Source organism: Streptomyces bicolor, from assembly GCF_000719285.1.
Taxonomy (GTDB): Bacteria; Actinomycetota; Actinomycetes; order Streptomycetales; family Streptomycetaceae; genus Streptomyces; species Streptomyces bicolor.
This window is the reverse complement of sequence record NZ_JOFS01000060.1, coordinates 1-25,696: the sequence shown is the minus strand read 5'-3', so window position 1 is coordinate 25,696 and position 25,696 is coordinate 1. Positions and strand designations below refer to the sequence as shown.

Below are 25,696 nucleotides of genomic sequence, written 5' to 3'. Positions count from 1 at the left end.
GCCCGGTTACATTCCGAACCCGGAAGCTAAGCCTTACAGCGCCGATGGTACTGCAGGGGGGACCCTGTGGGAGAGTAGGACGCCGCCGAACTCCTTTTAGAGCTCTGACCCTTGGGCATACAGCCCGAGGGTCAGAGCTTTTTTGCGTTGAGGTAGGGTCAGGGGGCATCGTAGGTACTTTTCCCGCAGGAGGCCCCCGGGTGGAGGTCCAGGAGACCCGTGTCCAGACGGACCGGGTCCTCACCATCCCCAACATCCTCAGCATGGCGCGGCTCGTTGGCGTGCCGCTGTTCCTGTGGCTGATTCTCAGGCCCGAGTTCGGCGGGCCCAAGAGCGACGGCTGGGCGCTCCTGGTGCTGGCTCTGAGCGGCGTCAGTGACTACCTGGACGGCAAGCTCGCGCGACGTTGGAACCAGATCAGCAGCCTCGGCCGGCTGCTCGATCCCGCGGCTGACCGGCTCTACATTCTCTCGACACTGGTGGGTCTCACCTGGCGCGAGATTCTGCCGATCTGGTTGACCGCTGTACTTTTGGCACGAGAGCTGGTTCTGCTGGTGATGGTGGGCATCCTCAGGCGTCATGGCTATCCGCCACCGCAGGTGAACTTCCTCGGGAAGGCAGCCACGTTCAACCTGATGTATGCCTTCCCGTTGTTGCTGCTCAGCGACGGAAGTGGATGGATCCCGTCACTCGCTGCTATTTTCGGATGGGCGTTCGCTGGATGGGGTACAACGCTGTACTGGTGGGCAGGAGTCCTCTACGTGGTACAAGTCCGCCGCCTGGTTCGTGCGGACGCCATGGCCGATTGAACTCGCGGATTGAGCGGGCGTAGCGGCTCGATGGCCCGTGGCGGAAAAGTGCGGGACAATCTGGACGGGTGAAGTCGGCTAGACCGTCGTCTCTTCGAGGAGGACGCTTCCGACATGAAGGCCGTCGTGATGGCCGGGGGCGAAGGCACACGCCTGCGCCCCATGACCTCAAGCATGCCCAAGCCGCTCCTGCCGGTGGCCAACCGGCCGATCATGGAGCACGTTCTGCGGCTGCTCAAAAGGCATGGGCTGACCGAGACCGTCGTGACCGTGCAGTTCCTGGCCTCGCTGGTCAAGAACTACTTCGGTGATGGTGAAGAGCTCGGAATGGAGCTCAGCTATGCCAATGAGGAGAAGCCACTCGGTACCGCCGGAAGCGTCAAGAACGCCGAAGAGGCGTTGAAGGACGATGCTTTCCTCGTCATCTCCGGTGATGCCCTGACCGACTTCGACCTCACCGAGCTGATCAATTTCCACAAGGAAAAGGGTGCGCTGGTCACCGTCTGTCTGACGCGTGTGCCCAATCCGCTGGAATTCGGCATCACCATTGTCGATGAGGAAGGCCGGGTCGAGCGCTTCCTCGAGAAGCCGACCTGGGGTCAGGTCTTCTCGGACACGGTGAACACCGGAATCTACGTCATGGAGCCCGAGGTCTTCGACTATGTCGAGCCCGATGTTCCCGTGGACTGGTCAGGCGATGTCTTCCCGCAGTTGATGAAGGAGGGCAAGCCGGTCTATGGGTATGTCGCGGAGGGGTATTGGGAGGATGTCGGCACCCACGAGAGCTACGTGAAGGCGCAGGCCGACGTCCTGGAGGGCAAGGTCGACGTCGAGATCGACGGCTTCGAGATCTCTCCGGGTGTGTGGGTGGCGGAGGGCGCCGAAGTGCATCCCGATGCCGTTCTCCGTGGGCCTCTGTACATCGGGGACTACGCCAAGGTCGAGGCCGGCGCGGAAATCCGGGAGCACACCGTCGTCGGCTCGAACGTCGTCGTGAAGAGCGGAGCCTTTCTGCACAAGGCTGTTGTTCATGACAACGTCTACGTCGGGCAGCACAGCAATCTGCGCGGCTGTGTCGTCGGGAAGAACACCGACATCATGCGTGCTGCCCGGATCGAGGACGGCGCGGTGATCGGAGACGAGTGCCTGATCGGTGAGGAATCGATCGTTCAGGGCAACGTGCGTGTCTATCCGTTCAAGACCATCGAGGCCGGCGCCTTCGTCAACACCTCGGTGATCTGGGAGTCGCGGGGGCAGGCTCATCTCTTCGGTGCCCGTGGCGTCTCCGGAATCCTGAACGTGGAGATCACGCCGGAGCTCGCCGTGCGTCTCGCCGGTGCCTATGCGACGACGTTGAAGAAGGGGTCCACCGTCACGACGGCCCGCGACCACTCCCGTGGTGCCCGGGCGCTGAAGCGGGCGGTGATCTCCGCGCTGCAGGCCAGCGCCATCGACGTACGAGACCTGGAGAACGTACCGCTGCCCGTGGCGCGGCAGCAGACCGCGCGAGGCAGTGCTGGCGGGATCATGATCCGAACGACGCCCGGGGTGCCGGATTCCGTGGACATCATGTTCTTCGACGGGCAGGGCGCCGACCTTTCCCAGGCCAGCCAGCGGAAGCTGGACCGGGTCTTCGCGCGGCAGGAGTATCGGCGAGCGTTCCCGGGAGAGATCGGGGACCTGCACTTTCCGGCCAGCGTTTTCGACTCGTACACCGGGTCGTTGCTGCGGAACGTGGACACGACCGGGATCTCGGAGTCGGGGCTGAAGGTCGTCGTCGACGCGTCGAACGGTAGTGCTGGGCTCGTGCTGCCGAGTCTGCTCGGCAAGCTCGGTGTGGACTCGCTGACCATCAACCCCGGTCTCGACGAGTCCAGGCCGACGGAGTCGGCGGATGCGCGGCGGTCGGGGCTGGTGCGGCTGGGAGAGATAGTGGCGTCCGCCCGGGCCGCGTTCGGGGTGCGGTTCGACCCGGTCGGTGAGCGGCTGTCCCTGGTCGACGAGAAGGGGCGGATCGTCGAGGACGACCGGGCCCTGCTCGTGATGCTCGACCTCGTGGCTGCGGAGCGGCGCAGTGGGCGGGTGGCGCTGCCGGTGACCACCACGCGGATCGCCGAGCAGGTGGCGGCGTATCACGGAACCCAGGTGGAGTGGACGACCACATCGCCGGACGATCTGACCCGGGTCGGTGGAGACGACACGACGATCTTCGGCGGGGACGGCAGGGGCGGATTCATCGTCCCGGAGTTCAGCAGCGTCTTCGACGGTACGGCGGCCTTCGTACGGTTGATCGGACTGGTGGCGCGCACGCAGCTCACGCTCAGCCAGATCGACGCGCGGATTCCGCGGGCGCATGTCATCAAGCGGGATCTTGCGACTCCGTGGGCTGTCAAGGGGCTGGTGATGAGGCGGGTCGTCGAGGCGGCCGGAGACCGCTTTGTCGACACCACTGATGGTGTGCGGGTCGTGGAGACCGACGGGCGCTGGGTGATGGTGTTGCCCGACCCGGCCGAGGCGGTCACCCATCTGTGGGCCGAGGGGCCGGACGACGCGTCCGCGCAGGCCCTGCTCGACGAGTGGTCGGCTGTCGTGGACAGCGCCGGCCGCTGACGCAAGCAGCACGCGCGCGTGCCGGACGGGTCTCCCCGAACGGGGCCCGTCCGGCACGCCGGTGGGGCCATTCGGAGGTAGCGGTCGCGACGTGCGACGATGTGCGGCATGCCGCAGCCCCCCGTTCGGAGCACACCTACGCCCCCCTCGCGCCCGGACGCGTCCATGTCGCTGCTCACCAACGTCATGGATCACAGCCTCGACGACGGCTATGCCGAGGCCGCCGCCCGGAAGAAGGCCGCGGGTGAGGGGGGCCTGCCCAAGACCCTGAGGGCGAAGCTGGGCCTCGCCGCCGGTCTGGTGCTCGCGGCGCTCGTGGTGACCGTGGGAGCGGCGCAGGCTCGGATCGCGGCGCCGGTCATGGCCAAGGAGCGCGAGGAACTGATCGACCGCATCGACCGTGAGACCGCGGCGGCGGACAAGCTGGAGGAGTCCGTCGACAAGCTGCGCGACGACGTGAGCGCGCGGCAGCGCGAGGCACTGAAGACGACTGGCGACAGTGACCAGGCTGAGCTGGTGGGCATCCTGGCGGGCGCCGTAGAGGTGCACGGGCCCGGGGTGAAGCTGATCGTGAATGACGCCAAGGAGGCCACCTCGGGCGGCGACGGCGACCCTCGCGGGACATCCGGGTTCTCCGACACCGGGCGGGTACGCGACCGCGACATGCAGCGTGTGGTCAACGGGCTGTGGGAATCGGGCGCCGAGGCGATCTCCATCAACGGACAGCGGCTGACGGCCCTGTCGGCGATCAGGGCCGCCGGTGACGCGATACTGGTCGACAACAAGCCGCTGGTTCCGCCGTACACGGTGCTGGCGGTGGGGGACGGGGAGCGGCTCAGCACCAGGTTCCAGGACAGCGCCGACGGGCTCTACCTGCACGCCCTGCAGGAGAACTTCGGGATCAGGACCAGCATTTCGGCGCAGGAGGACCTCCGTCTGCCCGCCGCACCGAGCGTGACCGTACGTACAGCACAGCCGAACACCGAGAAAACCGAGAAGGGCACATCGTGATCGCCGTACTGGGCCTCGTCGTGGGAGTCGTGGCCGGCCTGTTGGTCCGGCCTGAGGTTCCGGCGGTCGTCGAGCCTTATCTGCCGATCGCCGTCGTGGCGGCTCTGGACGCCGTCTTCGGGGGTCTGCGGGCCATGCTCGACGGCATCTTCGACGACAAGGTCTTCGTCGTGTCGTTCCTGTCCAACGTGGTCGTGGCCGCGCTGATCGTGTTCCTGGGCGACAAGTTGGGTGTGGGCGCCCAGCTGTCCACCGGTGTCGTCGTCGTGCTCGGCATCCGGATCTTCTCCAACGCCGCGGCGATTCGCCGGCACGTGTTCCGGGCGTGAGGCCGATGAGCAACCACGACGAGACTCCCGAGAACAGGCTGCGCAAGGAACTGCCCGAGGAGGTGCCGGCCGACACCGCCGAGCCGGTGGAGGCTTCCGCGGAACAGCGGACCGAGCTGACCGGGCGGCAGCGGCTGGTGCAGGGGCTGTGGCCGCCGAGGGTCAGCCGGGCCCAACTCATCGTCGCGCTGCTGCTGTTCGGCCTCGGCTTCGGGCTGGCCGTCCAGGTCGCGTCGAACAGCGACGGTGACAGCGCCCTGCGTGGCGCGCGTCAGGAAGATCTCGTTCGCATTCTCGATGAACTGGATGACCGTACTCAGCGTCTTGAGGACGAGAAGCAAGGTCTCGAGAAGCAGCGGGACGAGCTGGAGAACAGCTCGAACCAGGCCGAGGAGGCCCGCAGGCAGACGGTCGAGAAGGAGAGGCAACTCGGCATTCTGGCGGGCACGGTGGCCGCGCAGGGACCTGGCATCACGATGACCATCGACGACACGAAGGGGACGGTCGAGGCGGACATGCTGCTCGACGCGATCCAGGAGCTGCGCGCGGCCGGCGCGGAAGCGATCCAGGTGAACGGCGTCCGCGTCGTCGCCGGCACGTATCTGACGGATTCCGGGAACAGCGTGAGCGTCGACGGGAACAAGATCAACGCTCCCTATCGTTTCAAGGTCATCGGCAAGCCGCAGGACCTCGAACCGGCGCTCAACATCCCTGGAGGCGTGGTGCAGACTCTCGAGAAGGAGCAGGCCACCGTGACCATCGAGCGGTCGGACAAGATCGTCGTGGATGCCTTGCGAGCGGTGAAGCGGCCTGACTACGCTCGGTCGTCCTCCCAGTGAACCGGCGGTGCATGGGGGACGTCCGGCGAGGGCATGAGGTTGCGGGGGGTCGGCGCACCGAATGGGTGGTGCGTGGTGGAAACTGTCTGGTGGAGACGGACGTTGTCAGGATGTCCGGGTCGGCCAGAGTGTTGAGTCAGGGTTCGTCCTGCCCCACGGGCGGGTCTGTTTCGGTCAAGGGGAATCGCCCGTGAAGTTGTTTGCGAAGTTGTTCGGCAAGAGCGCGCGAGAGGGCAGCGACAACGCGACCGCTCGTCATCGCGCACAGGGGGACGATGAGGGCCAGCGCCCGCTGTTCAGGGATCAGGTGCCTGCTCCGGGCGGTGACATTTCCGGAGGTCAGGGCGCGCCGTCAGTTGACCCTGGGCAGTCCGGCGGCATAGGTTTCGGGCAACCGTCAACCTCAAGTACGGGTGGAGGGTTTTCCCCGATGTCGGCCCTGGTGTGTACGAGGTGCGGTAACCGCAACGCGGAGAACAGCCGCTTCTGTTCGAACTGCGGCGCGCCGCTGCGGGCTGGTGCGGCGGCCGAGCGCCCGTCCGAGACGACCTCCACGATCTCCATCTCCGGACTCGAGGCGTACGACGCCGAGGCTACGGGCCAGACGCCGATCCCGGCGTTGTCTCCTGAGGCCCAGGCGGCCGTCGACGCGCTGCCGCTGGGTTCCGCGTTGCTGGTGGTGCGTCGGGGACCGAACTCCGGCAGCCGCTTCCTCCTGGACAGTGACCTGACCACCGCCGGGCGGCACCCGCAGAGCGACATCTTCCTGGACGACGTGACGGTCTCGCGTCGGCACGTGGAGTTCCGTCGCGCCCAGGACGGCTCGTTCACGGTGGCCGACGTCGGCAGTCTGAACGGTACTTACGTCAACCGCGAGCGGATCGATCAGGTCGCTCTGAACAACGGTGACGAGGTACAGATCGGCAAGTACCGGCTGGTCTTCTACGCGAGCCAGCGGGGCTACTGACCCTCCCCCGGAGTCCATCCGGGGAGACCCAGGGAAGGTCCATGCTGAAAACACCGAGCGGCGGTGCCCGGCCCGGCGCCGCCGCCGCGGCCAGTCGGCTGATGAGCATCGGCACGGTCCTGAACGTGCTGCGTGACGAGTTCCCTGACATCACCATCTCCAAGATCCGCTTTCTGGAGTCCGAGGGTCTCGTCGAGCCGCAGCGGACCCCCTCGGGGTACCGCAAGTTCAGTGCGCAGGACGTGGAGCGGCTCGGCCATGTCCTGCGCATGCAGCGGGACCACTACCTGCCGCTCAAGGTGATCCGCGAGCACCTGGACGCCATGGAGCGCGGTGAGGCCGCGCCCCTGCCCACCCTGTGCCGCCAGCGGGACGGCGAACCCGTACTGGAGCCCGTCGAGGGGCCCACGGCCGCCCGTATAGGGCGGGCGGAGCTGCTCGTGGCCGCCGGGATCGGAGAGCGGGAGCTCGAGGAGTGGGAGTCGTACGGCCTGATCGCCCCGCTGCCGGACGGGGCGTATGACGCCGAGGCCGTCACCGTGGCCTCGCTCGTCGCCGAGCTGGGGCGGTTCGGGATCGAGCCGAGGCATCTGCGGGTGATGAAGGCCGCCGCCGACCGTGAGGCCGGGCTGGTGGACCAGGTCGTGGCACCGCTCAGGCGCCACCGCAACCCGCAGACCAGGGCACATGCGGAGGCCCGTGCCAGGGAACTGGCCGGGCTCACGGTGAAGCTGCACTCCGCGCTGGTGCAGACCGCTCTCGGGGTACGGCTGCCCTGAGCCGGGAGGGCCGGGGAAAGCCGGATCGGCCACCCGTTCTCGGCCCGACTACCCAAACGTCCCGAGCACGGCCTAGGGTTGCTGTGTGAACGAGCTCGATGTCGTAGGTGTCCGGGTCGAAATGCCCTCCAACCAACCGATCGTGCTCCTGCGCGAAGTGGGAGGCGACCGCTACCTCCCCATCTGGATCGGCCCGGGGGAGGCGACAGCGATCGCATTCGCCCAGCAGGGCATGGCCCCCGCGCGACCGCTGACCCACGACCTGTTCAAGGACGTGCTGGAGGCCGTCGGCCAGGAGCTCACCGAAGTACGCATCACGGATCTGCGTGAGGGCGTCTTCTACGCCGAGCTGGTGTTCGCCAGCGGCGTCGAGGTGAGCGCCCGCCCGTCCGATGCCATAGCGCTGGCCCTGCGCACCGGAACGCCGATCTACGGCAGTGACGGGGTGCTCGACGACGCGGGCATCGCGATCCCGGACGAGCAGGAGGACGAGGTGGAGAAGTTCCGCGAGTTCCTCGACCAGATCTCGCCCGAGGACTTCGGCACCAGCAGTCAGTGAGGCGGTGTGGGCGGTCCTGCGGGCTCGCGGTCCGTGATCGGGCGGCCTACCGCCGGTTACAGCTCAAATGCCGGCATTTGCCGACGGCGAGTGAGAGCGTCCTGAGGCCTGCTGCGAGCGCATTCAGCTAGCCTTTCCCCGCGGTGGGGTGCGGGAAACCACTCCTAGGGTGATTATCACTCGGCGTGCCGAGTGTGGCGATCGTTGACGCACCCCTGGTGACTGCCTACCGTCGAGAAGGCAGGTCAAGGACGGAGGTCGGCGTGAGAAGCAGCGGCGACGGTTCGGGTGGGGGCGCCCCCGGGCGTAGTCTCGGGGCGGGCGGACCGTACCCTCCCCCGAGTTCTCAACTTCGTTCGAGCAGGGGGTACCCCCATCCCGGCAGCCCGCTTCAGGGCAGCGCGGCCGATCACGCTCCGCAGCGACCGACGGCCGTGCCGAGCAACGGCGGAGGGGCGGCGTCCATGGAAACCGAGCAGATCGGCTACCGCGGTCCGACGGCGTGTGCGGCCGCCGGCATCACCTACCGGCAGCTCGACTACTGGGCGCGCACCGGGCTGGTCGAGCCGAGCGTGCGGCCCGCGTACGGGTCGGGCACGCAGCGGCTGTACAGCTTCCGGGACGTCGTCGTCCTGAAGATCGTCAAGCGGTTCCTCGACACCGGTGTGTCGCTGCAGAACATCCGTACCGCCGTGCAGCATCTGCGGGAGCGGGGCTTTCGTGATCTGGAGCGCATGACGCTGATGAGCGACGGTGCGACGGTGTACGAGTGCACCTCGCCGGACGAGGTCCATGCGCTGCTCCAGGGTGGGCAGGGGATCTTCGGGATCGCCGTGGGAGTGGTGTGGCGGGACGTCGAGAGCGCCTTGTCGCAGTTGCACGGGGAGCGGATCGACACCGGGGAGACGTTGGTCGGGCACAATCCGGCGGACGAGTTGGCTCGGCGGCGTAACCGGGCGGTCTGAGGGGCTGGCTCAGTGGCCTGACCGGGCGGTTCGAGGGACTGGCTCACCGGCCTGAGCAGGTGGTCCGATGGGTTGGCTCGGCGGTGTGATCGGCTGGTCTGTGCGGTCCGAGCGGCCATCGTCGAGAACTTCGCGAGCTGTCGGGCGGGATGGGTCCGCGGTTGATCGGGCCGATGGCCGACGGGACGGGCCTTTGTAGCGCGGCATTGTCAGTGGCGTGAGGCAGCATCGGAGATGTGAGAAACGCGCCCACGATCCTGCATCTCGACATGGATGCCTTCTACGCCTCGGTGGAGCAGGCATCCAAGCCGAGCCTGCGCGGGAAAGCCGTGATCGTGGGCGGCCTCGGGCCGCGTGGAGTCGTCGCCACCGCGTCCTATGAGGCTCGGGTCTTCGGGGTCCACTCCGCGATGCCCATGGCTCAGGCGCGCCGGCTGGCGCCGAATGCCGCGTATCTCGTGCCGAGGTTCGGGATCTACCGGGAGATCAGCGACCAGGTCATGGGGCTGCTGCGAGAGCTGTCGCCGCTGGTGGAGCCGCTGAGCCTGGACGAGGCGTTCGTGGATCTGGAGGCCGCGGGAGCGGCCTGGGACGAGCAGTCGGCGCGGCTGGTGGGGGCGAAGCTGCGCGCCGACATACGGGCGGCCACCGGGCTTGCGGGATCCGTGGGGCTGGCCGCGTCCAAGATGCTGGCGAAGATCGCCTCGGAGGAGGCCAAGCCCGACGGGCTGGTGCTGATCGAGCCGGGGACCGAGAGGGCATTGCTCGGGCCGATGTCCGTGCGGACGTTGCCGGGGGTCGGGCCGGCGACGGGGGATCATCTGCGGCGGGCCGGGATCCACACGGTCGACGAGATCGCCGAGGCGGGGGAGGACGAGCTCGTGCGGCTGCTCGGCAAGGCGCACGGGCACGCCCTGTACGCCATGGCGCTGGCGCATGACGAGCGGCCCGTGGTGGCCGAACGGGAGGCCAAGTCGGTGTCGGTCGAGGACACGTACGACGTGGACATTCATGACCGGGTCCGGGTGGGGCTGGAGGTGCAGCGGCTGGCCGACCGTTGTGTGCGGCGCTTGCGGGGGGCCGGGTTGTCGGGGCGGACGATCGTGCTGAAGGTGCGGCGGTACGACTTCTCCACCCTGACCCGGTCCGAGACGCTGCGTGGGCCTACGGATGATCCGGCGGTGGTGCGGGAGGCCGCGGCGCGGTTGCTGGATGCCGTGGACACGACGGGGGGTGTGCGGCTGCTGGGGGTCGGGGTGAGTGGGTTGGCCGACTACACGCAGGAGGATCTGTTCGCGCAGGCGGCGGGGGAGCGGGTTGAGCAGGCCGCGGAGGAGGGGGATCGGGAGGAGCCCGCGGAGGAACGGGAGGTCGTGCCTGTCGAGCGGCGGTGGGTTGCGGGGCACGATGTGCGGCACGTCGAGTACGGGCATGGGTGGGTGCAGGGGAGTGGGTTGGGGCGGGTGACTGTGCGGTTCGAGACGCCTGGGTCGGAGCCGGGGCGGGTGCGGACGTTTCGGGTGGATGATCCGGGGTTGGAGGTGGCGGAGCCGTTGCCGTTGGTGGCGCGAAGACCTGAGGGTTCGGGGGCGGGGACGGGTGCGGGGGATGAGGGCTCGGGGGTGGCGCCTGTGGTGCCGGGCGCGTAGGGGGTTGCGGTCGGCTCATGGCGTGGAGCGTCTCGTGGCTTTTCTGGGTCCCCGGGGATTGTGGTTGCGGTGGAGGGTGGGGACGCTTGCCCCGCGCTTGCGGGGTGCCGCCTGCGCCCACCCGTGCCACCCGTGCCGCCCCAGCGGCACGACTGCCCGCAGGCTGAGTGGGTGTGGGTGCCGCGTGGCTGATGGGTGCGGTGGCTGCCGTGGGCGGGTCACGTGTCCTCTCTGCCTGCCAGGTTGCCGAAGTCCCGGTCCGGAATGGGGGGTGGAGGGGCCACGTCGAGGCCGTAGTGGTGGTAGAGCTGGAGTTCCTGTTCGGGGGAGAGGTGGCGGCCTACGCCGAAGTCGGGGGCGTCCTTGATCAGGGCGCGGTCGAAGGGGACGTGGAGGGTGCCCTCTATCAGTTCGCTGGGCTCCAGGGGGACGAAGGCGTCCCGGGAGAACAGGCCGGTGCGTATCGCCGCCCATTCCGGCACCCCGGTGGCGTCGTCGAGATAGACCTCGTCGATGGTGCCGATCTTGGTGCCGTTGCAGTCGAAGGCCTTGCGGCCGATCAGGTTGCGCGGATCGATGTCGGTCTGCACGGGCCCTCCACTTGGTCGCAACTCATCCGTAAGCACTACGAAAAGGCACATTGGTGAGTGCGGCCACTCGAAGGTCCGTGCGTTGACCCCGCTGGTAGGCTTGCTAGCGGCTGCTGACCCCGTGCGGGAGAGTCCTCCGGACACCATCCGGAGGCGCCGAAGGAGCAAATCCTCCCCGGAATCTCTCAGGCACACGTACCGCACGGACGAGGTCACTCTGGAAAGCAGGGCGGGTGTCGACGGCTTCCGCTCTCACCGACGGTGAAAGTCGGGAGCCTTTGGGCGACCCGGTGAAGCTCTCAGGTTGAGATGACAGAGGGGGAGGCCGTCCGGGTACCCGTGCCGTGGTGCCCCTCGAAGGTCGCGTCAGACCAGGAGGCCTCCGCAATGACCGCCCACCGCATTCCGCTCTCCGAGCTCGAGCAAGGGATTCCCTTCGAGCAGCGTCATATCGGTCCCGATCATGAGGCTCGGGCCAAGATGCTCGCCCAGGTCGGGTACGGCTCGCTCGACGAGCTGACCGCCGCCGCGGTGCCGGATGTGATCAAGAACGCCGACTCGCTGGATTTGCCCGGGGCGCGTACCGAGGCCGAGGTGCTGGCCGAGCTGCGGTCGCTCGCCGACCGCAACCAGGTGCTGGACTCGATGATCGGGCTCGGGTACTACGGCACCTTCACGCCGCCGGTCATCCTGCGGAACGTCATGGAGAATCCCGCCTGGTACACCGCTTACACGCCGTACCAGCCCGAGATCTCGCAGGGGCGGCTCGAGGCCCTGCTGAACTTCCAGACGATGGTCGCCGAGCTCACCGGGCTGCCCACCTCCGGTGCCTCGCTGCTCGACGAGGGGACGGCGGCCGCCGAGGCCATGGCCCTGTCCCTGCGTATGGGGAGGAACAAGAAGGGGCTGTTCCTGGTCGACGCGGACGTGCTTCCGCAGACCATCGCCGTGATCGAGACCCGTGCCGAGCCGACCGGTGTGGAGGTCGTCGTCGCCGACCTCAGTGGCGGGATTCCGGCCGATGTCGCCGCGCGTGAGATCAACGGCGTGCTCCTGCAGTACCCGGGCGCCTCCGGTGTCGTACGGGACATCAAGCCCGTCATCGAGCAGGCTCACGAACTCGGTGCCCTCGTCACCGTCGCCGCCGATCTGCTCGCGCTGACGCTGCTGAAGTCTCCCGGTGAGCTGGGGGCGGACATCGCGGTCGGGACGACGCAGCGGTTCGGTGTGCCGATGGGCTTCGGCGGGCCGCACGCCGGCTACATGGCCGTGCACGAGAAGTTCGCGCGCAGCCTGCCGGGGCGGCTTGTGGGTGTGTCCGTGGACGCGGACGGGAACAAGGCGTACCGGCTGGCCCTGCAGACGCGTGAGCAGCACATCCGCCGGGAGAAGGCGACCAGCAACATCTGCACCGCTCAGGTGCTGCTCGCCGTGATGGCCGGAATGTACGCCGTCTACCACGGGCCCGAGGGACTGAAGAGCATCGCCCGGCGGACGCATCGGTACGCCGCCATCCTCGCCGCGGGGCTCACGGCGAGTGGGGTCGAGGTGGTGCACGGGGCCTACTTCGACACGGTGACCGTGCGGGTGCCCGCGAAGGCCTCCGAGGTCGTCGCCGCTGCCCGGCAGAACGGCGTCAACCTGCGTCTCGTCGACGCCGACCACGTGTCCATCGCCTTTGACGAGACCACCACACGGGCCCAACTGGGCGCTGTATGGACGGCGTTCGGGGGCGAAGGGGACATCGAGGCGCTGGACGCGCAGACGGAGGAGGCGCTTCCGGGCGGGCTGCTGCGCGAGGACGAGTACCTCACGCACCCCGTTTTCCACCAGCACCGCTCGGAGACGGCGATGCTGCGCTACCTGCGCAGGCTCGCCGACCGCGACTACGCGCTCGACCGCGGCATGATCCCGCTGGGCTCCTGCACGATGAAGCTCAACGCGACCACCGAGATGGAGCCGGTCACCTGGCCGGAGTTCGGGCAGCTGCACCCCTTCGCGCCCGCCGAGCAGGCGCAGGGCTATCTGACGCTCATCCGGGAGCTGGAGGAGCGTCTCGCCGAGGTCACCGGCTACGACAAGGTGTCGCTGCAGCCGAACGCCGGGTCGCAGGGTGAGCTGGCCGGGCTGCTCGCCGTACGCGGGTACCACCGGGCCAACGGCGACGAGCAGCGCATCGTGTGCCTCATTCCCTCGTCCGCGCACGGGACCAATGCTGCGAGCGCTGTGATGGCCGGCATGAAGGTCGTCGTCGTGAAGACCGCCGAGGACGGTGAGATCGACGTCGAGGACCTGCGGGCGAAGATCGAACAGTACCGCGACGAACTCGCGGTGCTGATGATCACGTACCCGTCGACGCACGGTGTGTTCGAGGAGCACGTCGCCGACATCTGCGCGCAGGTGCACGACGCGGGCGGGCAGGTGTACGTCGACGGCGCGAACCTCAACGCCCTTGTGGGGCTTGCCAAGCCGGGGCACTTCGGTGGAGACGTGTCCCACCTGAACCTGCACAAGACGTTCTGCATTCCGCACGGCGGTGGCGGTCCGGGGGTCGGGCCCGTCGCCGTGCGGGCGCACCTGGCGCCGTATCTGCCGAACCACCCGCTGCAGCCCGCCGCCGGGCCCGAGACGGGGGTCGGCCCGATCTCGGCCGCGCCCTGGGGCTCCGCCGGGATCCTGCCGATCTCGTGGGCGTACGTCCGGCTCATGGGTGGCGAGGGGCTCAAGCGGGCCACGCAGGTGGCGGTGCTGTCCGCCAACTACGTCGCCAAGCGGCTGGAGCCGCACTACCCGGTGCTCTACACCGGGCCGGGCGGGCTCGTCGCGCACGAGTGCATCATCGACCTGCGGCCGCTGACCAAGGCGACCGGAGTGAGCGTCGACGACGTGGCCAAGCGGCTCATCGACTACGGCTTCCACGCGCCGACGATGTCGTTCCCGGTGGCCGGGACGCTGATGATCGAGCCGACCGAGTCCGAGGACCTGGCTGAACTGGACCGGTTCTGCGAGGCGATGATCGCCATCCGTGCGGAGATCGAGAAGGTCGGGTCGGGTGAGTGGCCCGCCGAGGACAACCCGCTGCGGAACGCCCCGCACACCGCCGGTGCGCTGGGCGGGGAGTGGGAGCACGCCTACAGCCGTGAGGAGGCCGTGTTCCCGGCCGGTGTGTCGGCCGCCGACAAGTACTGGCCGCCGGTGCGCCGGATCGACCAGGCCTTCGGCGACCGGAACCTCGTGTGTTCCTGCCCGCCGCTGGACGCGTACGAGGACTGACGTTCACGGGCTGACTCACCGACGTAGGTGAACGAGTGGAAGGGCTCCGCCCGGCCGTGCCTGGCCGGGCGGAGCCCTTGTGCGTTCTCGTGCCTGTGCGTCCTTGTGCTGCCGCCCTGGGTCTCACGCCGTCGTCAGTGCTACTTCCGTCGCCTTGACCAGCGCGACCACGGGGGCTCCGGGGGCCAGGGCGAGGTCGGTGGTGGCGTCCTTGGTGATGGCCGCGGTCAGCTCCGCGCCGTCCACGGCGATCTTGACCGATGCCATCGCGCCGCCCGTGGCGAGGCCGGTCGTGCCGGGGAGCTGGTTGCGGATGGACAGGCCCTTGACCGGGGCGGTGGCCAGGGAGATCTCCGTGGCCTTCACGAGGGCGTTCACGGTGCTGCCTTCTGCCAGGCCGAGGTCCTCGACGGCCTCCAGGGTGATCGCCGCGGTGAGATCCTGGCCGCCGGCGAGGCGGACCTTGACCGTTGCCATGACCTCGCCGGGAGTGATGGCTGTGACCGTGCCGGGGAGCTGGTTGCGGATGCTCAGGCTCATGGGGGACGCCTCGCAGACGGTAGGGGTTCGGGGCGATTCGGGTTCGCGATTCCTACCGTAGTGTTCCTGTTCGCCCGACTATGCGCGGTCGATGTGCACGTTTGTCGACTTCACGCGGGCGGTCGCCTCCATGCCCACCTCCAGGCCCAGTTCCTCCACTGCCTCGCGGGTGAGGAGGGAGACCAGCCGGTGCGGGCCCGCCTGGATGTCGACCTGGGCCGCCACGTCGCCGAGTTTGATCGCGGTGACGATGCCGGGGAAGGCATTGCGTACCGAGGTGTACGAGGTCTCCTCCTCGCCGCTGCCGGACTTGGCGAGTTCGACCGAGAACGCGGCGAGGTCCTTGCCGTCGATGAGCCGCCGTCCGGTCTCGTCGCGGTGGGTCGCCACCCGGCCCGCGTCCGCCCAGCGGCGGGCGGTGTCGGGGCTGACGCCCAGCAGCCGTGCCGCCTGGCCGATCGTGTAGGAGTGCATGGCGGTCACGATAGGGGTGCCGGCCGGGAACCGCGGGCGGGGGGTTGGCCGTTGGGTATAACGCGATATGGCGTTAGTGCGGTTGGCGGCGTGCGATCGGGGGTGAGGGTATGTCGGCGGAGCTGTCGCGTACGGGGCTGCGCGCTTCGGACGCGGACCGGGACCGTGTCGTGCAGGTGCTGAACTCCGCGGCGGGGGACGGCCGGCTGACCATCGAGGAGCTGGACGAGCGGGTCACCGCCGCCCTGTCCGCCCGCACTTTGGGTGAGCTCGCCGAGTTGACGGTGGATCTGCCGCCGGTGCCCCCGTCGTCCTGCGGGTCGAGATCGCCGGGCGGATGACGTACGGGCAGGTCGTGGTACGGCCGGCCCGGCGCTCGGTCTTCAGGAGATCCCGGACGCCCTGAGCACCGCCCGCGCCGTCGCGTCGTCGATCTGGTGCCGCAGCCGCTCCAGTAAGTCCGTGCCTTCGAGCAGCGTTCCGCCGGCGCGTGAGCGGCGTACACCGGTGTCCAGCTCGTGCCAGAGCAGGGGATTGGTGACCAGGACGAGCGGGTCCACGTCCAGGCGGCGGCCGTCCGTGTCGCGCAGGGTCAGGTGCGCGGAAATGTCGCCGTACTGCCGTATGGACACCAGCGCGTCCGTACGCACCGTCTGACGCCGGACGAGGCCACGGACCGCGAGCCAGCCCGGGCCCGCGGTCACGCGTTGCGGGAGCAGGATCGTGAAGATCACGGAGGTCATGACCAGCCACAGCAGGGTGCGTGGTGGTGTCAGCGTGTGTGCGTCCCAGTCGACCAGCAGGGTCATGCCGAAGAAGGCAAGAGCGCAGCCCGTGGCGAACCGGGCGCCACCGCGCCAGTGGCGGTCGCTCGTCGGGGCCGGTCGCGGTCCGTTTCCCTGCACAGTGCAGACGGTAGGGGGCGACGGCGACGCAGTGACCGGTGCTGACAGCGCTCTGACGCCTTACGGCTCATCCTTGACGCGATCCTGATGGCCGAGGCCGTTTCAGCCGGTGTGCACCCGTGGCCTGCGCTCGCGGTCCGGCTCCGCCTCGCGCAGCACCTCGCGGGTGACCGGGGCGACCTCGCCCTGGCCGAAGAGGAAGAAGCGCAGGAAGTTGGCGAAGGGGTTGCCCTCGGTCCACTCGAAGTAGATGTGCGGGATGCAGCCGGTCGTGTCACGGACGTGCAGGAGGAGGGCGGCCAGGGCGTTCGGGATGGAGGAGGACTCCAGGGTGAGCACGCGGTAGCGGTTGTGCGTGACCTCACCGCGTACCGTCAGGCCCGCCTCGAACTCGGACGGGTCGGTGACCGTCACCTCGACGAAGACGAAGTCCTCCTGGCCCGGGATGTCGTTGTCGGTCCGGATCTGCTCGATCTTGTCGCGGTACTCGGCCTTGTCCCGCTGGTCGGGCTCGTTGGCGATGAACCGGATCTTGCGGCTGGCTATGTCCCTGACGAATCGTGCCGCCATGCCGTCGAGCGTCACGCTGGTCACGCGCAGCTCGAAGGCGCGCAGCAGTCGCGAGAGCAGGGAGACGAGGATGATGCCGGCGATGAAGCAGGCACCGATCTTGACACCGTCGGGGCGCTCGATGACGTTGACGACCGTCGTGTAGAGGAAGACCGCCGAGATGACGGCGAAGGCGATGAACCAGTTGCGCTGACCGGCCTCGCGGGCCGCTACTGGTTCATTCCGCCCATAGGGGCCTTCACGCTCGACGATCCGAACGCCCTGCTGGCGCTGGCGGTGTTCGCCGTCGTGGCCGCCACGGTGGCCGCCGTCGTCGACCGTTCCCTGCGGCTGTCGCGCAGAGCCGCCCGTGCCACCGCGGAGGCGGAGACGATGTCGGCCCTCGCGGGCAGCATCGTGCACGGCGGCCAGACGATCCCGGCCCTGCTGGAACGCACCCGGGAGACCTTCGGCATGGAGTCGGCGCAACTGGTCGACGAACCGCCCGACACCGCGGGCGTCACCGCCGTGCCGGCCGGTTCCGGTGCCTGTCTGGTGCTGCGGGGGCGCGACATGTCGTCGTCGGAGCGGCGTGTGCTCGCCGCCTTCGCCGCGCATGTCGGATCCGCGGTGGAGCGGGCCCGGCTCGCCGGGGCAGCCGCCGAGGTCGAGCCGGTGAAGGCGGCCGACCGGATGCGTACGGCGCTGCTGCGGGCCGTCGGCCACGACCTGCGGACCCCGCTCGCCGCGGGGTGGGCGGCCGTGACGTCTCTGCGCAGCCGGGACGTCGAGTTCTCCGCCGAGGACCGGGACGAACTCCTCGCCACCGCCGACGAGTCCATGGCCAAGCTGAGCCGCCTGGTGGGAGAACCTCCTCGACCTCAGCCGCCTGGAGGCGGGCGTGCTGAGGCTGAACCTGCGGCCCACCGCCCTGGAGGAGGTTCTGCCGGCCGCGCTGGCGGACACGCCCGGTGTCGAGGTCGGGGACGTGGAGGAGATCCCGGCGGTGCTGGCCGATCCGCCGCTGCTGGAGCGGGTGATCGCGAATCTGGTCACCAACGCGGCGCGGCACAGCCCGGCTGGGTCCAAGGTGTTGGTGACTGCCAGTGTGCTTGCGGGCCGGGCCGAACTGCGGGTCGTCGACCGGGGACCCGGGCTGCCGGTGACGGGGCGGGATCGGCTCTTCGAGCCGTTTCAGCGGCTGGGTGACACCGACAACAACACCGGGCTGGGGCTGGGGCTCGCCCTGGCACGGGGGCTGACCGAGGCGATGAGTGGGACGGTGACGCCGGAGGACACGCCAGGGGGTGGGCTGACGATGGTGGTGTCTTTGCCGCTGGTGGGGGAAGCGGTGGGCGCGGGGCCGTTGTAGGGGTTCCTGTTGTGTGGCGGGTGCGGGTTCGGGTGCTGGTTCGTTGTGCCGACTGCGCGCCTCTCACACATGTCACACCCGCGTCAAAGTGCCGTCAAGGACAGCCGTTCCCGCGCGAAGAACGCGCAAGGAACCGTCAGCAACGGCGGGACTCGGACAGAACCTTGGTCAGTCGCGCGCTCCTCGCGCGTGACCGCCAGTCCGTACGAAGGAGCCCGCATCCCATGTCCGTCCTGACCACCGAGCCCGGGGCGACCCCCGCCGACGAGGAACCGCCGGATACCGGCGAACGGCACCGGCTCACCGCCCGTCACGGGCCTCGCCGCCCTGTCCCTGGACGCCATGGCGTCGGTGGCCTACGGGCCCGACGATCGTGCTGGTGCTGGCCGCGGCCGGCGCGCACGGCCTCGGCTTCACACTCCCGGTCACGCTCGCCATCGCCGCCCTGCTCGCGGTGCTCGTCGCCTCGTACCGGCAGGTCATCGCGGCCTTCCCCGACGGCGGCGGCTCCTACGCCGTGGCCAGGACGCATCTGGGCAAGCGCACGAGCCTCGTCGCGGCGGCCTCGCTCGTCCTGGACTACGTCCTCAACGTGGCCGTCGCCGTCACCGCCGGTGTGGCCGCCCTGACCTCCGCCTTCCCGGCCCTCCACGACGACCGGCTGTGGCTGTGCCGGGCCGTGCTCGCGCTGATCACGGCGGTCAATCTGCGGGGAATCGTCGAGTCGGCGAAGGTCTTCATCGCACCGACTGTCGTGTTCGTCGGCTCCATCCTCGCTGGTAGCCGTCGGGCTGTTCCGGTCCGCGCCGGTGAGCACCAAAGCCGCCGCGGGACACGCCTCCGTCCTCTCCGACAACGCCACCACCGTCGGCGCCCTGCTCCTGCTGAAGGCCTTCGCCTCCGGGTGCTCGGCCCTCACCGGCGTCGAGGCCATCGCCAACGCCGTCCCCGCCTTCCGCGTCCCGCGCGTCAAGCGCGCCCAGGGCGCGGAAGTCGCCCTCGGCGCCGTCCTCGGCGTGATGCTGATCGGCCTGTCCGTGCTGATCTCCCGCTTCCATCTCCAGCCGGTCGACGGCGTCACCGTCCTCGCACAGCTCGCGGACGCGTCCTTCGGCCGCAACTGGGCGTTCTACGTCATCCAGTTCGCGACGATGATCCTGCTGGCCCTGTCCGCGAACACCTCCTTCGGCGGTCTGCCGGTGCTGTTGAAGCTGCTCGCCCGCGACAACTACCTGCCGCACGTGTTCGCTCTGAAGGCCGACCGGCAGGTGCACCTGCACGGCGTGCTGGCGCTGGCGGCCGTCTCCACCGCGCTGGTCGTCTTCTCGGGCGGCGACACCAACACCCTCGTGCCGCTCTTCGCCATCGGCGTCTTCGTCGGCTTCACGATCGCGCAGGTCGGCATGGTCCGGCACTGGTACATCGGACGCCGGACGGGTGGGCGGGAGGAACACGGTTCGAGGTGGCCGGGCAAGGCGCTCCTCAACGGGTTCGGCGCGCTGCTGACCGGCATCTCGGCCGTCGTCGTCACCGCCACCAAGTTCGAGGAGGGCGCCTGGCTGATCGTGATCGCCCTGCCGCTGCTGGTCGTGGCCTTCGAGACCGTGCACGGCGCCTACGGCCGGATCGGCGACCGCCTCGGCCTCGGCCGCATCCCGGAGCACCCGCACCGCGACCGCTCGGTCGTGATCGTGCCCGTCTCCTCGATCTCCCGGCTCACCTCGGAGGCCCTCACCACCGCGTCCTCCCTGGGCGACGAGGTCCGAGCGGTCACCGTCTGCCACCCCGACCCCGAGGACCGGGCCGCCCTGCACTGCCTCGAGCGCTCCTGGACCGAGTGGGACCCCGGCGTGCCCCTGGTCCGGCTGACCAGCGAGCGCCGTTCACTGGGCCGCCCCATCGCCGCGTACGTCCGTGACGTCATGGCCGCGGCGCCGGCCACCCGGGTCACCGTCCTGATCCCGGAGACCGAACCGGAGCGGCTGTGGCAGCGGCTGCTGCAGAACCAGCGGGGTGCCGTCGTCGCGCATGCCGTACGACGGGAGACGGACGCGGTGATCTGCCGGCTGCGGTTCCGGCTGTTCTGAGTCCGCCTTCGAAGCCGAGGACACCTCCCGAAGCGGAGCTCGCCGGCGAATCGCCGGCCAGACCCCGTAAGAGTCCCGTCAAAGGCGTGTCGACCGCCGTAAGGGACCCGTCAACGACGGTCGATTCCGGCCACCCAGGCGGTTTCCTCTAACCGTCCCTGTCCAGCCGAACCTCACATCCAGGAGCTCACGATGGCCGATCTGGCCTTCGTCGTCACCACGATCGCGGCCTTCGCGCTCGTGGCGTTCGTCGCCAAGGGGGTGACGAAGCTGTGACCGCCGAGAACATCGTCGGCCTGGTCGTGGCCGTCGCCCTGCTGGGCTATCTCGTCCTCGCCCTGATCTTCCCGGAGAGGTTCTGAGACAAGGAATGGGTCCCGTCCTCGCCGGCGTGCTCCAGCTGCTCGCTCTGATCGCAGCACTGGCGCTCGTCTACATCCCCCTTGGCACCTACATGGCCAAGGTCTACTCCTCCGACAAGCACTGGCGCGTCGAGAAGTGGATCTACAAGGGCATCGGTGCCAACCCCGACACCGAGATGCGCTGGACCGCGTACCTGCGCGGCGTCCTCGCCTTCTCCGCCGTCGGTGTCCTCTTCCTGTACCTGCTGCAGCGGCTCCAGGGCGTGCTGCCCGGTTCGCTGGGCTTTGCCGCGATCGATCCGGACCAGGCGTTCAACACCGCCGTGTCCTTCGTGACCAACACCAACTGGCAGTCGTACTACGGCGAGCAGGCCATGGGCCACGTCGTGCAGACGGCAGGTCTGGCCGTGCAGAACTTCGTGTCCGCGGCTGTGGGTATCGCGGTCGCCGTGGCGCTCGTGCGTGGGTTCGCGCGCTCGCGCACGGGTGAACTCGGGAACTTCTGGACCGACTTGGTGCGGGGTGTCGTACGCATCCTGGTTCCGCTGGCCGCGATCGCCGCGGTGGTGCTCGTCGCCTGTGGCGCCATGCAGAACTTCTCCGGCATCCACGAGGTCGGTCAGTTCATGGGCGGGTCGCAGCAGTGGAACGGCGGCGCGGTGGCCTCGCAGGAGGCCATCAAGGAGATCGGCACCAATGGCGGCGGCTACTTCAACGCCAACAGCGCCCACCCCTTCGAGAACCCGACCCCGTTCTCGAACCTCTTCGAGATCTTCCTGATCCTCGTCATCCCGTTCGCGCTGACCCGCACATTCGGCATCCTGGTCGGCTCGGTCAAGCAGGGCTACGCGATCCTCGCGACGATGGGCACCATCTGGCTCGGTTTCACCGCGCTGATGATGTGGACCGAGTTCGCTCACCACGGCCCGGCGTTCGAGATCGCGGGCGGGGCGTACGAGGGCAAGGAGGTCCGCTTCGGCGTCGGCTCGTCGGCGATCTTCGCGACGTCGACCACGCTCACCTCGACCGGTGCGGTGGACTCCTTCCACTCCTCCTTCACCGGGCTCGGCGGCGGCATCACCATGCTCGGCATGATGCTGGGCGAGATCGCGCCCGGCGGTGTCGGCTCCGGCCTCTACGGCATGCTGATCATGGCGATCATCGCGGTGTTCATCGCCGGTCTGATGGTCGGCCGTACGCCCGAGTACCTGGGCAAGAAGATCGGCACCCGCGAGATCAAGCTTGCGGCCTGCTACATCCTGGTCACCCCGGCCCTGGTGCTCATCTTCACCGCCGTCGCGATGGCGCTGCCGACCCCGGTGAACTCCATGACCAACAGCGGGGCGCACGGATTCTCCGAGATCCTCTACGCCTACACGTCCGCCTCCAACAACAACGGCTCGGCCTTCGCCGGTCTGAACGCGGACACGCAGTGGTTCAACACCACGCTGGGCCTGTGCATACTGCTCGGCCGGTTCGTGCCGATGGTGTTCGTGCTGGCGCTGGCCGGCTCGCTCGCCGAGCAGAAGCCGGTCCCGGCCACCGCGGGCACCCTGCGCACCGAGAAGCCGCTGTTCACGGGCCTGTTGGTGGGCGCGATCCTGATCATCACGGGTCTGACGTACTTCCCGGCCCTGGCGCTGGGTCCGCTGGCCGAGGGGCTGGCGTCATGACCACCGAAGTAACGAACCAAGAGGACTCCATGTCCACAGCCACTCCGACCCGGGCGCCGCACAGCGACGTACCCACCGGGCACAAGTCCCCCGAGGGCCGTGTCGGCGCGGGCCTCTTCGACCCGAAGCAGCTGGTCAGGTCGCTGCCGGACGCCTTCCGCAAGCTCGATCCGCGGGTGATGGTCAAGTCCCCCGTGATGTTCGTGGTGTGGATCGGCTCCATCCTGACCACCGCCTTCTCCTTCAAGGACCCCGGCGACTGGTTCGGCTGGACGATCAGTGCCTGGCTGTGGCTGACCGTGATCTTCGCCAACCTGGCGGAGGCCGTCGCCGAGGGCCGCGGCAAGGCCCAGGCCGACACCCTGCGCAAGGCCAAGACCGACACGGTGGCGCGCCGGCTCGTGGGCGACCGTGAGGAGCAGGTGCCCGGCACCGAGCTGAGCATCGGCGACCTGGTCGTGTGCGAGGCCGGCGACATCATCCCCGGTGACGGTGATGTCATCGAGGGCGTCGCCTCCGTCGACGAGTCGGCGATCACCGGTGAGTCGGCTCCGGTCATCCGGGAGTCCGGCGGTGACCGCTCGGCCGTCACCGGCGGTACGAAGGTCCTCTCCGACCGCATCGTCATCAAGATCACGACGAAGCCCGGCGAGACCTTCATCGACCGGATGATCAACCTGGTCGAGGGCGCGGCCCGGCAGAAGACGCCGAACGAGATCGCGCTGAACATCCTGCTGGCCTCGCTGACGATCGTCTTCCTGCTGGCCTGCGCCACGCTGCCGCCGTTCGCGGACTACGCGGGCACGCACCTGACGCTGGTGGTGCTGGTCGCGCTGCTGGTCTGCCTGATCCCCACGACCATCGGCGCCCTGCTCTCCGCGATCGGCATCGCGGGCATGGACCGCCTGGTCCAGCGCAACGTACTCGCCATGTCCGGCAGGGCGGTTGAGGCGGCGGGTGATGTGTCGACGCTGCTGCTCGACAAGACCGGCACCATCACGCTCGGCAACCGCCAGGCGGCCGAGTTCGTGCCGGTGAGCGGCACCACCGAGGCCGAGATCGCGGACGCCGCCCAACTGTCCTCGCTGGCCGACGAGACGCCCGAGGGCCGCTCGATCGTCGTCCTCGCCAAGGAGAAGTACGGGCTGCGCGAGCGTCATCAGGGCGAGCTGGTCGGGGCCGAGTGGATCACGTTCACCGCCCAGACCCGGATGTCCGGCGTCGACCTCACCGAGGACGGCGTCGCCCGCAAGGTCCGCAAGGGCGCCGCGGGTTCGGTCATGGCCTGGGTGCAGGAGCGGGGCGGCACGGTCGCCGACGACGCGGACACGACCGCCAACCGCATCTCCGAGGCGGGCGGCACGCCGCTGCTGGTCGCCCTCGAGGACGACCGGGGTGCGCGCGTCCTGGGCGTCATCCACCTCAAGGACGTCGTCAAGGACGGCATGCGCGAGCGGTTCGAGGAACTGCGCCGCATGGGCATCAAGACCGTCATGATCACGGGCGACAACCCGCTGACCGCCAAGGCGATCGCCGAGGAGGCGGGCGTCGACGACTTCCTCGCGGAGGCGACGCCCGAGGACAAGATGGCGCTCATCAAGCGGGAGCAGGCCGGCGGCAAGCTGGTCGCGATGACCGGTGACGGGACGAACGACGCGCCCGCGCTCGCGCAGGCCGACGTCGGCGTGGCGATGAACACCGGGACGTCGGCCGCCAAGGAGGCCGGCAACATGGTCGACCTCGACTCGAACCCGACCAAGCTCATCGAGATCGTCGAGATCGGCAAGCAGTTGCTGATCACGCGCGGTGCGCTGACCACGTTCTCCATCGCCAACGACGTCGCGAAGTACTTCGCGATCATCCCGGCGCTGTTCGCGGCCGTCTACCCGGGCCTGGACAAGTTGAACATCATGGGCCTGTCCTCGCCGGACTCCGCGATCCTGTCCGCCGTCATCTTCAACGCGCTGATCATCATCGCGCTGGTGCCGCTGTCGCTGAAGGGTGTGCAGTACCGGCCGGTGAGCGCGGATCGCATGCTGCGGCGGAACCTCACCATCTACGGGCTGGGCGGTCTGGTCGCCCCCTTCATCGGCATCAAGCTCATCGACCTGCTCATCTCTCTGATCCCCGGCCTGTGATTCCTGGAAGCTGGTGAAGGACCATGAACAACTCCGTTGCGAACACCGGCCGGTTGCTGGGCGCGGGTCTACGGGCGCTGCTCGTGTTGACCCTGCTCACAGGCGTCATCTATCCGTTGGCCGTCACAGGTGTGGCGCAGGCCCTCTTCAACGACAAAGCGAACGGCTCCGAGATCAAGGCGGACGGCAAGGTCGTCGGCTCCTCCCTGATCGGTCAACAGGACTACAGCCTGGACTACTTCCAGCCCCGGCCGGCCAACGGGCTGGGCGAGAACTCGGTCAACACGCAGTACAAGCTGATCCTGTCCGGCGCCACCAACCGTTCCGGCGACAACCCGGAACTGATCAAGTGGGTGAAGGAGGCGCAGGCGAAGGTCGTCATGGAGAACTCCGTGGCGGGCTACACGGTCAAGCCGTCCCAGGTCCCCGCCGACGCGGTCACCTCCTCCGGCTCCGGCCTCGACCCGGACATCTCACCGCAGTACGCGGACATCCAGTTCCACCGCGTCGCCGAGCGCAACGACCTGACGGTCTCCCAGGTGCGGAAGCTGGTGGACGAGCACACCGAGGGCCGCACCCTCGGCTTCATCGGCGAGCCGCGGGTGAACGTCCTCGAACTCAACATCGCGCTCAAGGAACTGACCAAGGGCAACTGACCGATGCCCGGGTGCCGGTGGTGGCAGACGACCACAAGTCGTCTGAGCACTCGTGATCAGGTGCCGGCGGCACGCGCCGGCCGACCGGGCATGGGGTACCGCTTCGAAGGGTGACCATGGGACGCGGCAGGCTTCGGATCTACCTCGGTGCGGCACCGGGCGTCGGCAAGACGTACGCGATGCTGTCCGAGGCGCACCGGCGGATCGAGCGCGGCACCGACTGCGTGGTGGCCTTCGTGGAGCACCACGACCGGCCGCGCACCGAGGTGATGCTGCACGGCCTGGAGCAGATCCAGCGCGAGGAGTTGGAGTACCGGGGCGGCGCTTTCACGGAGATGGACGTCGACGCCGTCCTGGCCCGCAGGCCCAAGGTGGCGCTGGTGGACGAACTGGCCCACACCAACATCCCCGGCTCGCGCAACGCCAAGCGCTGGCAGGACGTCGAGGAGCTGCTGGCGGCGGGGATCGATGTCATATCGACCGTCAACATCCAGCACCTGGAGTCGCTGGGTGACGTCGTCGAGTCGATCACGGGCGTACGGCAGCAGGAGACGGTGCCG

General features: G+C 68.7%; 21 protein-coding genes, 1 rRNA gene, 3 pseudogenes and 1 riboswitch. Of the genes and pseudogenes, 20 read left to right on the top strand and 5 right to left on the bottom strand.

The window, feature by feature from the left end:
* The 11 genes from rrf to IF78_RS0141035 form a co-directional block, all read left to right on the top strand.
* Positions 1 to 91 (top strand): 5S ribosomal RNA (gene rrf, locus IF78_RS45290); the annotation flags it as partial.
* A 109-nt stretch (positions 92 to 200) separates the two neighbouring features.
* The gene (gene clsA / locus IF78_RS0141080; protein ID WP_031487777.1) at positions 201 to 809 is read left to right on the top strand and encodes a cardiolipin synthase ClsA; all 609 of its coding nucleotides are present in this window, start codon (positions 201 to 203) and stop codon (positions 807 to 809) included.
* Positions 810 to 923: 114 nt separating this feature from the next.
* The gene (locus tag IF78_RS0141075; protein WP_031487776.1) at positions 924 to 3,419 is read left to right on the top strand and encodes a mannose-1-phosphate guanyltransferase; all 2,496 of its coding nucleotides are present in this window, start codon (positions 924 to 926) and stop codon (positions 3,417 to 3,419) included.
* Positions 3,420 to 3,518: 99 nt separating this feature from the next.
* Entirely contained in the window at positions 3,519 to 4,430 is a 912-nt protein-coding gene (locus IF78_RS0141070) for a DUF881 domain-containing protein (protein ID WP_107050116.1), read from the top strand.
* Positions 4,427 to 4,759: a small basic family protein gene (locus tag IF78_RS0141065; RefSeq protein WP_003988855.1), complete on the top strand. Its 333-nt coding sequence runs from the start codon at positions 4,427 to 4,429 to the stop codon at positions 4,757 to 4,759. The genes IF78_RS0141070 and IF78_RS0141065 overlap by 4 nt, the downstream gene beginning before the upstream one ends.
* A gap of 5 nt (positions 4,760 to 4,764) precedes the next feature.
* On the top strand, positions 4,765 to 5,598 hold the full coding sequence (locus IF78_RS0141060; RefSeq protein WP_031487774.1) for a DUF881 domain-containing protein: 834 nt from the start codon (positions 4,765 to 4,767) through the stop codon (positions 5,596 to 5,598).
* Positions 5,599 to 5,659: 61 nt separating this feature from the next.
* Positions 5,660 to 6,565, top strand: coding sequence for a zinc-ribbon and FHA domain-containing protein (locus tag IF78_RS47175; RefSeq protein WP_078662796.1), 906 nt, complete (start codon positions 5,660 to 5,662; stop codon positions 6,563 to 6,565).
* 41 nt (positions 6,566 to 6,606) lie between these two features.
* On the top strand, positions 6,607 to 7,344 hold the full coding sequence (gene ftsR, locus IF78_RS0141050; protein ID WP_031487772.1) for a transcriptional regulator FtsR: 738 nt from the start codon (positions 6,607 to 6,609) through the stop codon (positions 7,342 to 7,344).
* Between the two features lie 85 nt (positions 7,345 to 7,429).
* Positions 7,430 to 7,903: a bifunctional nuclease family protein gene (locus IF78_RS0141045; protein WP_004002801.1), complete on the top strand. Its 474-nt coding sequence runs from the start codon at positions 7,430 to 7,432 to the stop codon at positions 7,901 to 7,903.
* Between the two features lie 263 nt (positions 7,904 to 8,166).
* The gene (locus IF78_RS0141040; RefSeq protein WP_078662795.1) at positions 8,167 to 8,868 is read left to right on the top strand and encodes a MerR family transcriptional regulator; all 702 of its coding nucleotides are present in this window, start codon (positions 8,167 to 8,169) and stop codon (positions 8,866 to 8,868) included.
* 236 nt (positions 8,869 to 9,104) lie between these two features.
* On the top strand, positions 9,105 to 10,517 hold the full coding sequence (locus IF78_RS0141035; protein ID WP_031487770.1) for a DNA polymerase IV: 1,413 nt from the start codon (positions 9,105 to 9,107) through the stop codon (positions 10,515 to 10,517).
* 218 nt (positions 10,518 to 10,735) lie between these two features.
* Here IF78_RS0141035 and IF78_RS0141030 read toward each other — a convergent pair whose 3' ends face one another.
* Complete coding sequence (locus IF78_RS0141030) at positions 10,736 to 11,107, bottom strand: PRC-barrel domain-containing protein (RefSeq protein ID WP_031487769.1); 372 nt, start codon at positions 11,105 to 11,107, stop codon at positions 10,736 to 10,738.
* Positions 11,108 to 11,221: 114 nt separating this feature from the next.
* A riboswitch (glycine riboswitch) is annotated at positions 11,222 to 11,318 on the top strand.
* 176 nt (positions 11,319 to 11,494) lie between these two features.
* Between IF78_RS0141030 and gcvP the strand changes: the two genes are divergently transcribed.
* A complete protein-coding gene (gene gcvP, locus IF78_RS0141025) occupies positions 11,495 to 14,380 on the top strand; it encodes an aminomethyl-transferring glycine dehydrogenase (RefSeq protein ID WP_031487768.1) in 2,886 nt (961 codons plus the stop codon).
* Between the two features lie 123 nt (positions 14,381 to 14,503).
* Here gcvP and IF78_RS0141020 read toward each other — a convergent pair whose 3' ends face one another.
* Complete coding sequence (locus IF78_RS0141020) at positions 14,504 to 14,920, bottom strand: TOBE domain-containing protein (protein ID WP_031487767.1); 417 nt, start codon at positions 14,918 to 14,920, stop codon at positions 14,504 to 14,506.
* A gap of 78 nt (positions 14,921 to 14,998) precedes the next feature.
* Positions 14,999 to 15,394 carry a TOBE domain-containing protein gene (locus tag IF78_RS0141015; protein ID WP_031487766.1) on the bottom strand — a complete coding sequence of 132 codons (396 nt, stop codon included), beginning with the start codon at positions 15,392 to 15,394 and terminating at the stop codon, positions 14,999 to 15,001.
* Between the two features lie 110 nt (positions 15,395 to 15,504).
* Here IF78_RS0141015 and IF78_RS0141010 point away from each other — a divergent pair, with 110 nt between their 5' ends.
* Entirely contained in the window at positions 15,505 to 15,735 is a 231-nt protein-coding gene (locus IF78_RS0141010; protein WP_031487765.1) for a DUF1707 SHOCT-like domain-containing protein, read from the top strand.
* Between the two features lie 42 nt (positions 15,736 to 15,777).
* Here IF78_RS0141010 and IF78_RS0141005 read toward each other — a convergent pair whose 3' ends face one another.
* Positions 15,778 to 16,299 (bottom strand): hypothetical protein, encoded by a 522-nt coding sequence (locus IF78_RS0141005; protein WP_031487764.1) that lies wholly within the window; start codon positions 16,297 to 16,299, stop codon positions 15,778 to 15,780.
* A gap of 102 nt (positions 16,300 to 16,401) precedes the next feature.
* Positions 16,402 to 17,082: pseudogene (locus IF78_RS44525) on the bottom strand (amino acid transporter); the annotation flags it as partial.
* Between IF78_RS44525 and IF78_RS44520 the strand changes: the two are divergent.
* The 7 genes and pseudogenes from IF78_RS44520 to IF78_RS0140960 form a co-directional block, all read left to right on the top strand.
* Positions 17,080 to 18,220: pseudogene (locus tag IF78_RS44520) on the top strand (sensor histidine kinase); the annotation flags it as partial. The pseudogenes IF78_RS44525 and IF78_RS44520 sit on opposite strands and share 3 nt — an antisense overlap.
* Before the next feature lie 224 nt (positions 18,221 to 18,444).
* Positions 18,445 to 20,307 (top strand): annotated as a pseudogene (locus IF78_RS44515) (APC family permease).
* Positions 20,308 to 20,579: 272 nt separating this feature from the next.
* Positions 20,580 to 20,669 carry a K(+)-transporting ATPase subunit F gene (kdpF, locus tag IF78_RS45515; protein WP_016434100.1) on the top strand — a complete coding sequence of 30 codons (90 nt, stop codon included), beginning with the start codon at positions 20,580 to 20,582 and terminating at the stop codon, positions 20,667 to 20,669.
* A gap of 8 nt (positions 20,670 to 20,677) precedes the next feature.
* Entirely contained in the window at positions 20,678 to 22,342 is a 1,665-nt protein-coding gene (gene kdpA, locus IF78_RS0140975; protein WP_031487762.1) for a potassium-transporting ATPase subunit KdpA, read from the top strand.
* Positions 22,339 to 24,480, top strand: a complete 2,142-nt coding sequence (gene kdpB, locus IF78_RS0140970; protein ID WP_031487761.1) for a potassium-transporting ATPase subunit KdpB — start codon at positions 22,339 to 22,341, stop codon at positions 24,478 to 24,480. The genes kdpA and kdpB overlap by 4 nt, the downstream gene beginning before the upstream one ends.
* Before the next feature lie 23 nt (positions 24,481 to 24,503).
* Positions 24,504 to 25,136: a potassium-transporting ATPase subunit C gene (locus tag IF78_RS0140965; protein WP_031487760.1), complete on the top strand. Its 633-nt coding sequence runs from the start codon at positions 24,504 to 24,506 to the stop codon at positions 25,134 to 25,136.
* Between the two features lie 116 nt (positions 25,137 to 25,252).
* Positions 25,253 to 25,696: histidine kinase (locus IF78_RS0140960; protein WP_031487759.1), on the top strand; the 444-nt coding region annotated here is incomplete at its 3' end.

Bases quoted from the DNA above. Each gene is read 5' to 3' on its own strand.
- IF78_RS0141075 (WP_031487776.1), top strand. From the start codon at position 924: ATGAAGGCCGTCGTGATGGCCGGGGGCGAAGGCACACGCCTGCGCCCC.
- IF78_RS0141070 (WP_107050116.1), top strand. From the start codon at position 3,519: ATGTGCGGCATGCCGCAGCCCCCCGTTCGGAGCACACCTACGCCCCCC.
- IF78_RS0141060 (WP_031487774.1), top strand. From the start codon at position 4,765: ATGAGCAACCACGACGAGACTCCCGAGAACAGGCTGCGCAAGGAACTG.
- IF78_RS47175 (WP_078662796.1), top strand. From the start codon at position 5,660: ATGGGTGGTGCGTGGTGGAAACTGTCTGGTGGAGACGGACGTTGTCAG.
- ftsR (WP_031487772.1), top strand. From the start codon at position 6,607: ATGCTGAAAACACCGAGCGGCGGTGCCCGGCCCGGCGCCGCCGCCGCG.
- gcvP (WP_031487768.1), top strand. From the start codon at position 11,495: ATGACCGCCCACCGCATTCCGCTCTCCGAGCTCGAGCAAGGGATTCCC.
- IF78_RS0141020 (WP_031487767.1), bottom strand. From the start codon at position 14,920: ATGAGCCTGAGCATCCGCAACCAGCTCCCCGGCACGGTCACAGCCATC.
- IF78_RS0141015 (WP_031487766.1), bottom strand. From the start codon at position 15,394: ATGCACTCCTACACGATCGGCCAGGCGGCACGGCTGCTGGGCGTCAGC.
- IF78_RS0141010 (WP_031487765.1), top strand. From the start codon at position 15,505: ATGTCGGCGGAGCTGTCGCGTACGGGGCTGCGCGCTTCGGACGCGGAC.
- kdpA (WP_031487762.1), top strand. From the start codon at position 20,678: ATGGGTCCCGTCCTCGCCGGCGTGCTCCAGCTGCTCGCTCTGATCGCA.
- kdpB (WP_031487761.1), top strand. From the start codon at position 22,339: ATGACCACCGAAGTAACGAACCAAGAGGACTCCATGTCCACAGCCACT.
- IF78_RS0140965 (WP_031487760.1), top strand. From the start codon at position 24,504: ATGAACAACTCCGTTGCGAACACCGGCCGGTTGCTGGGCGCGGGTCTA.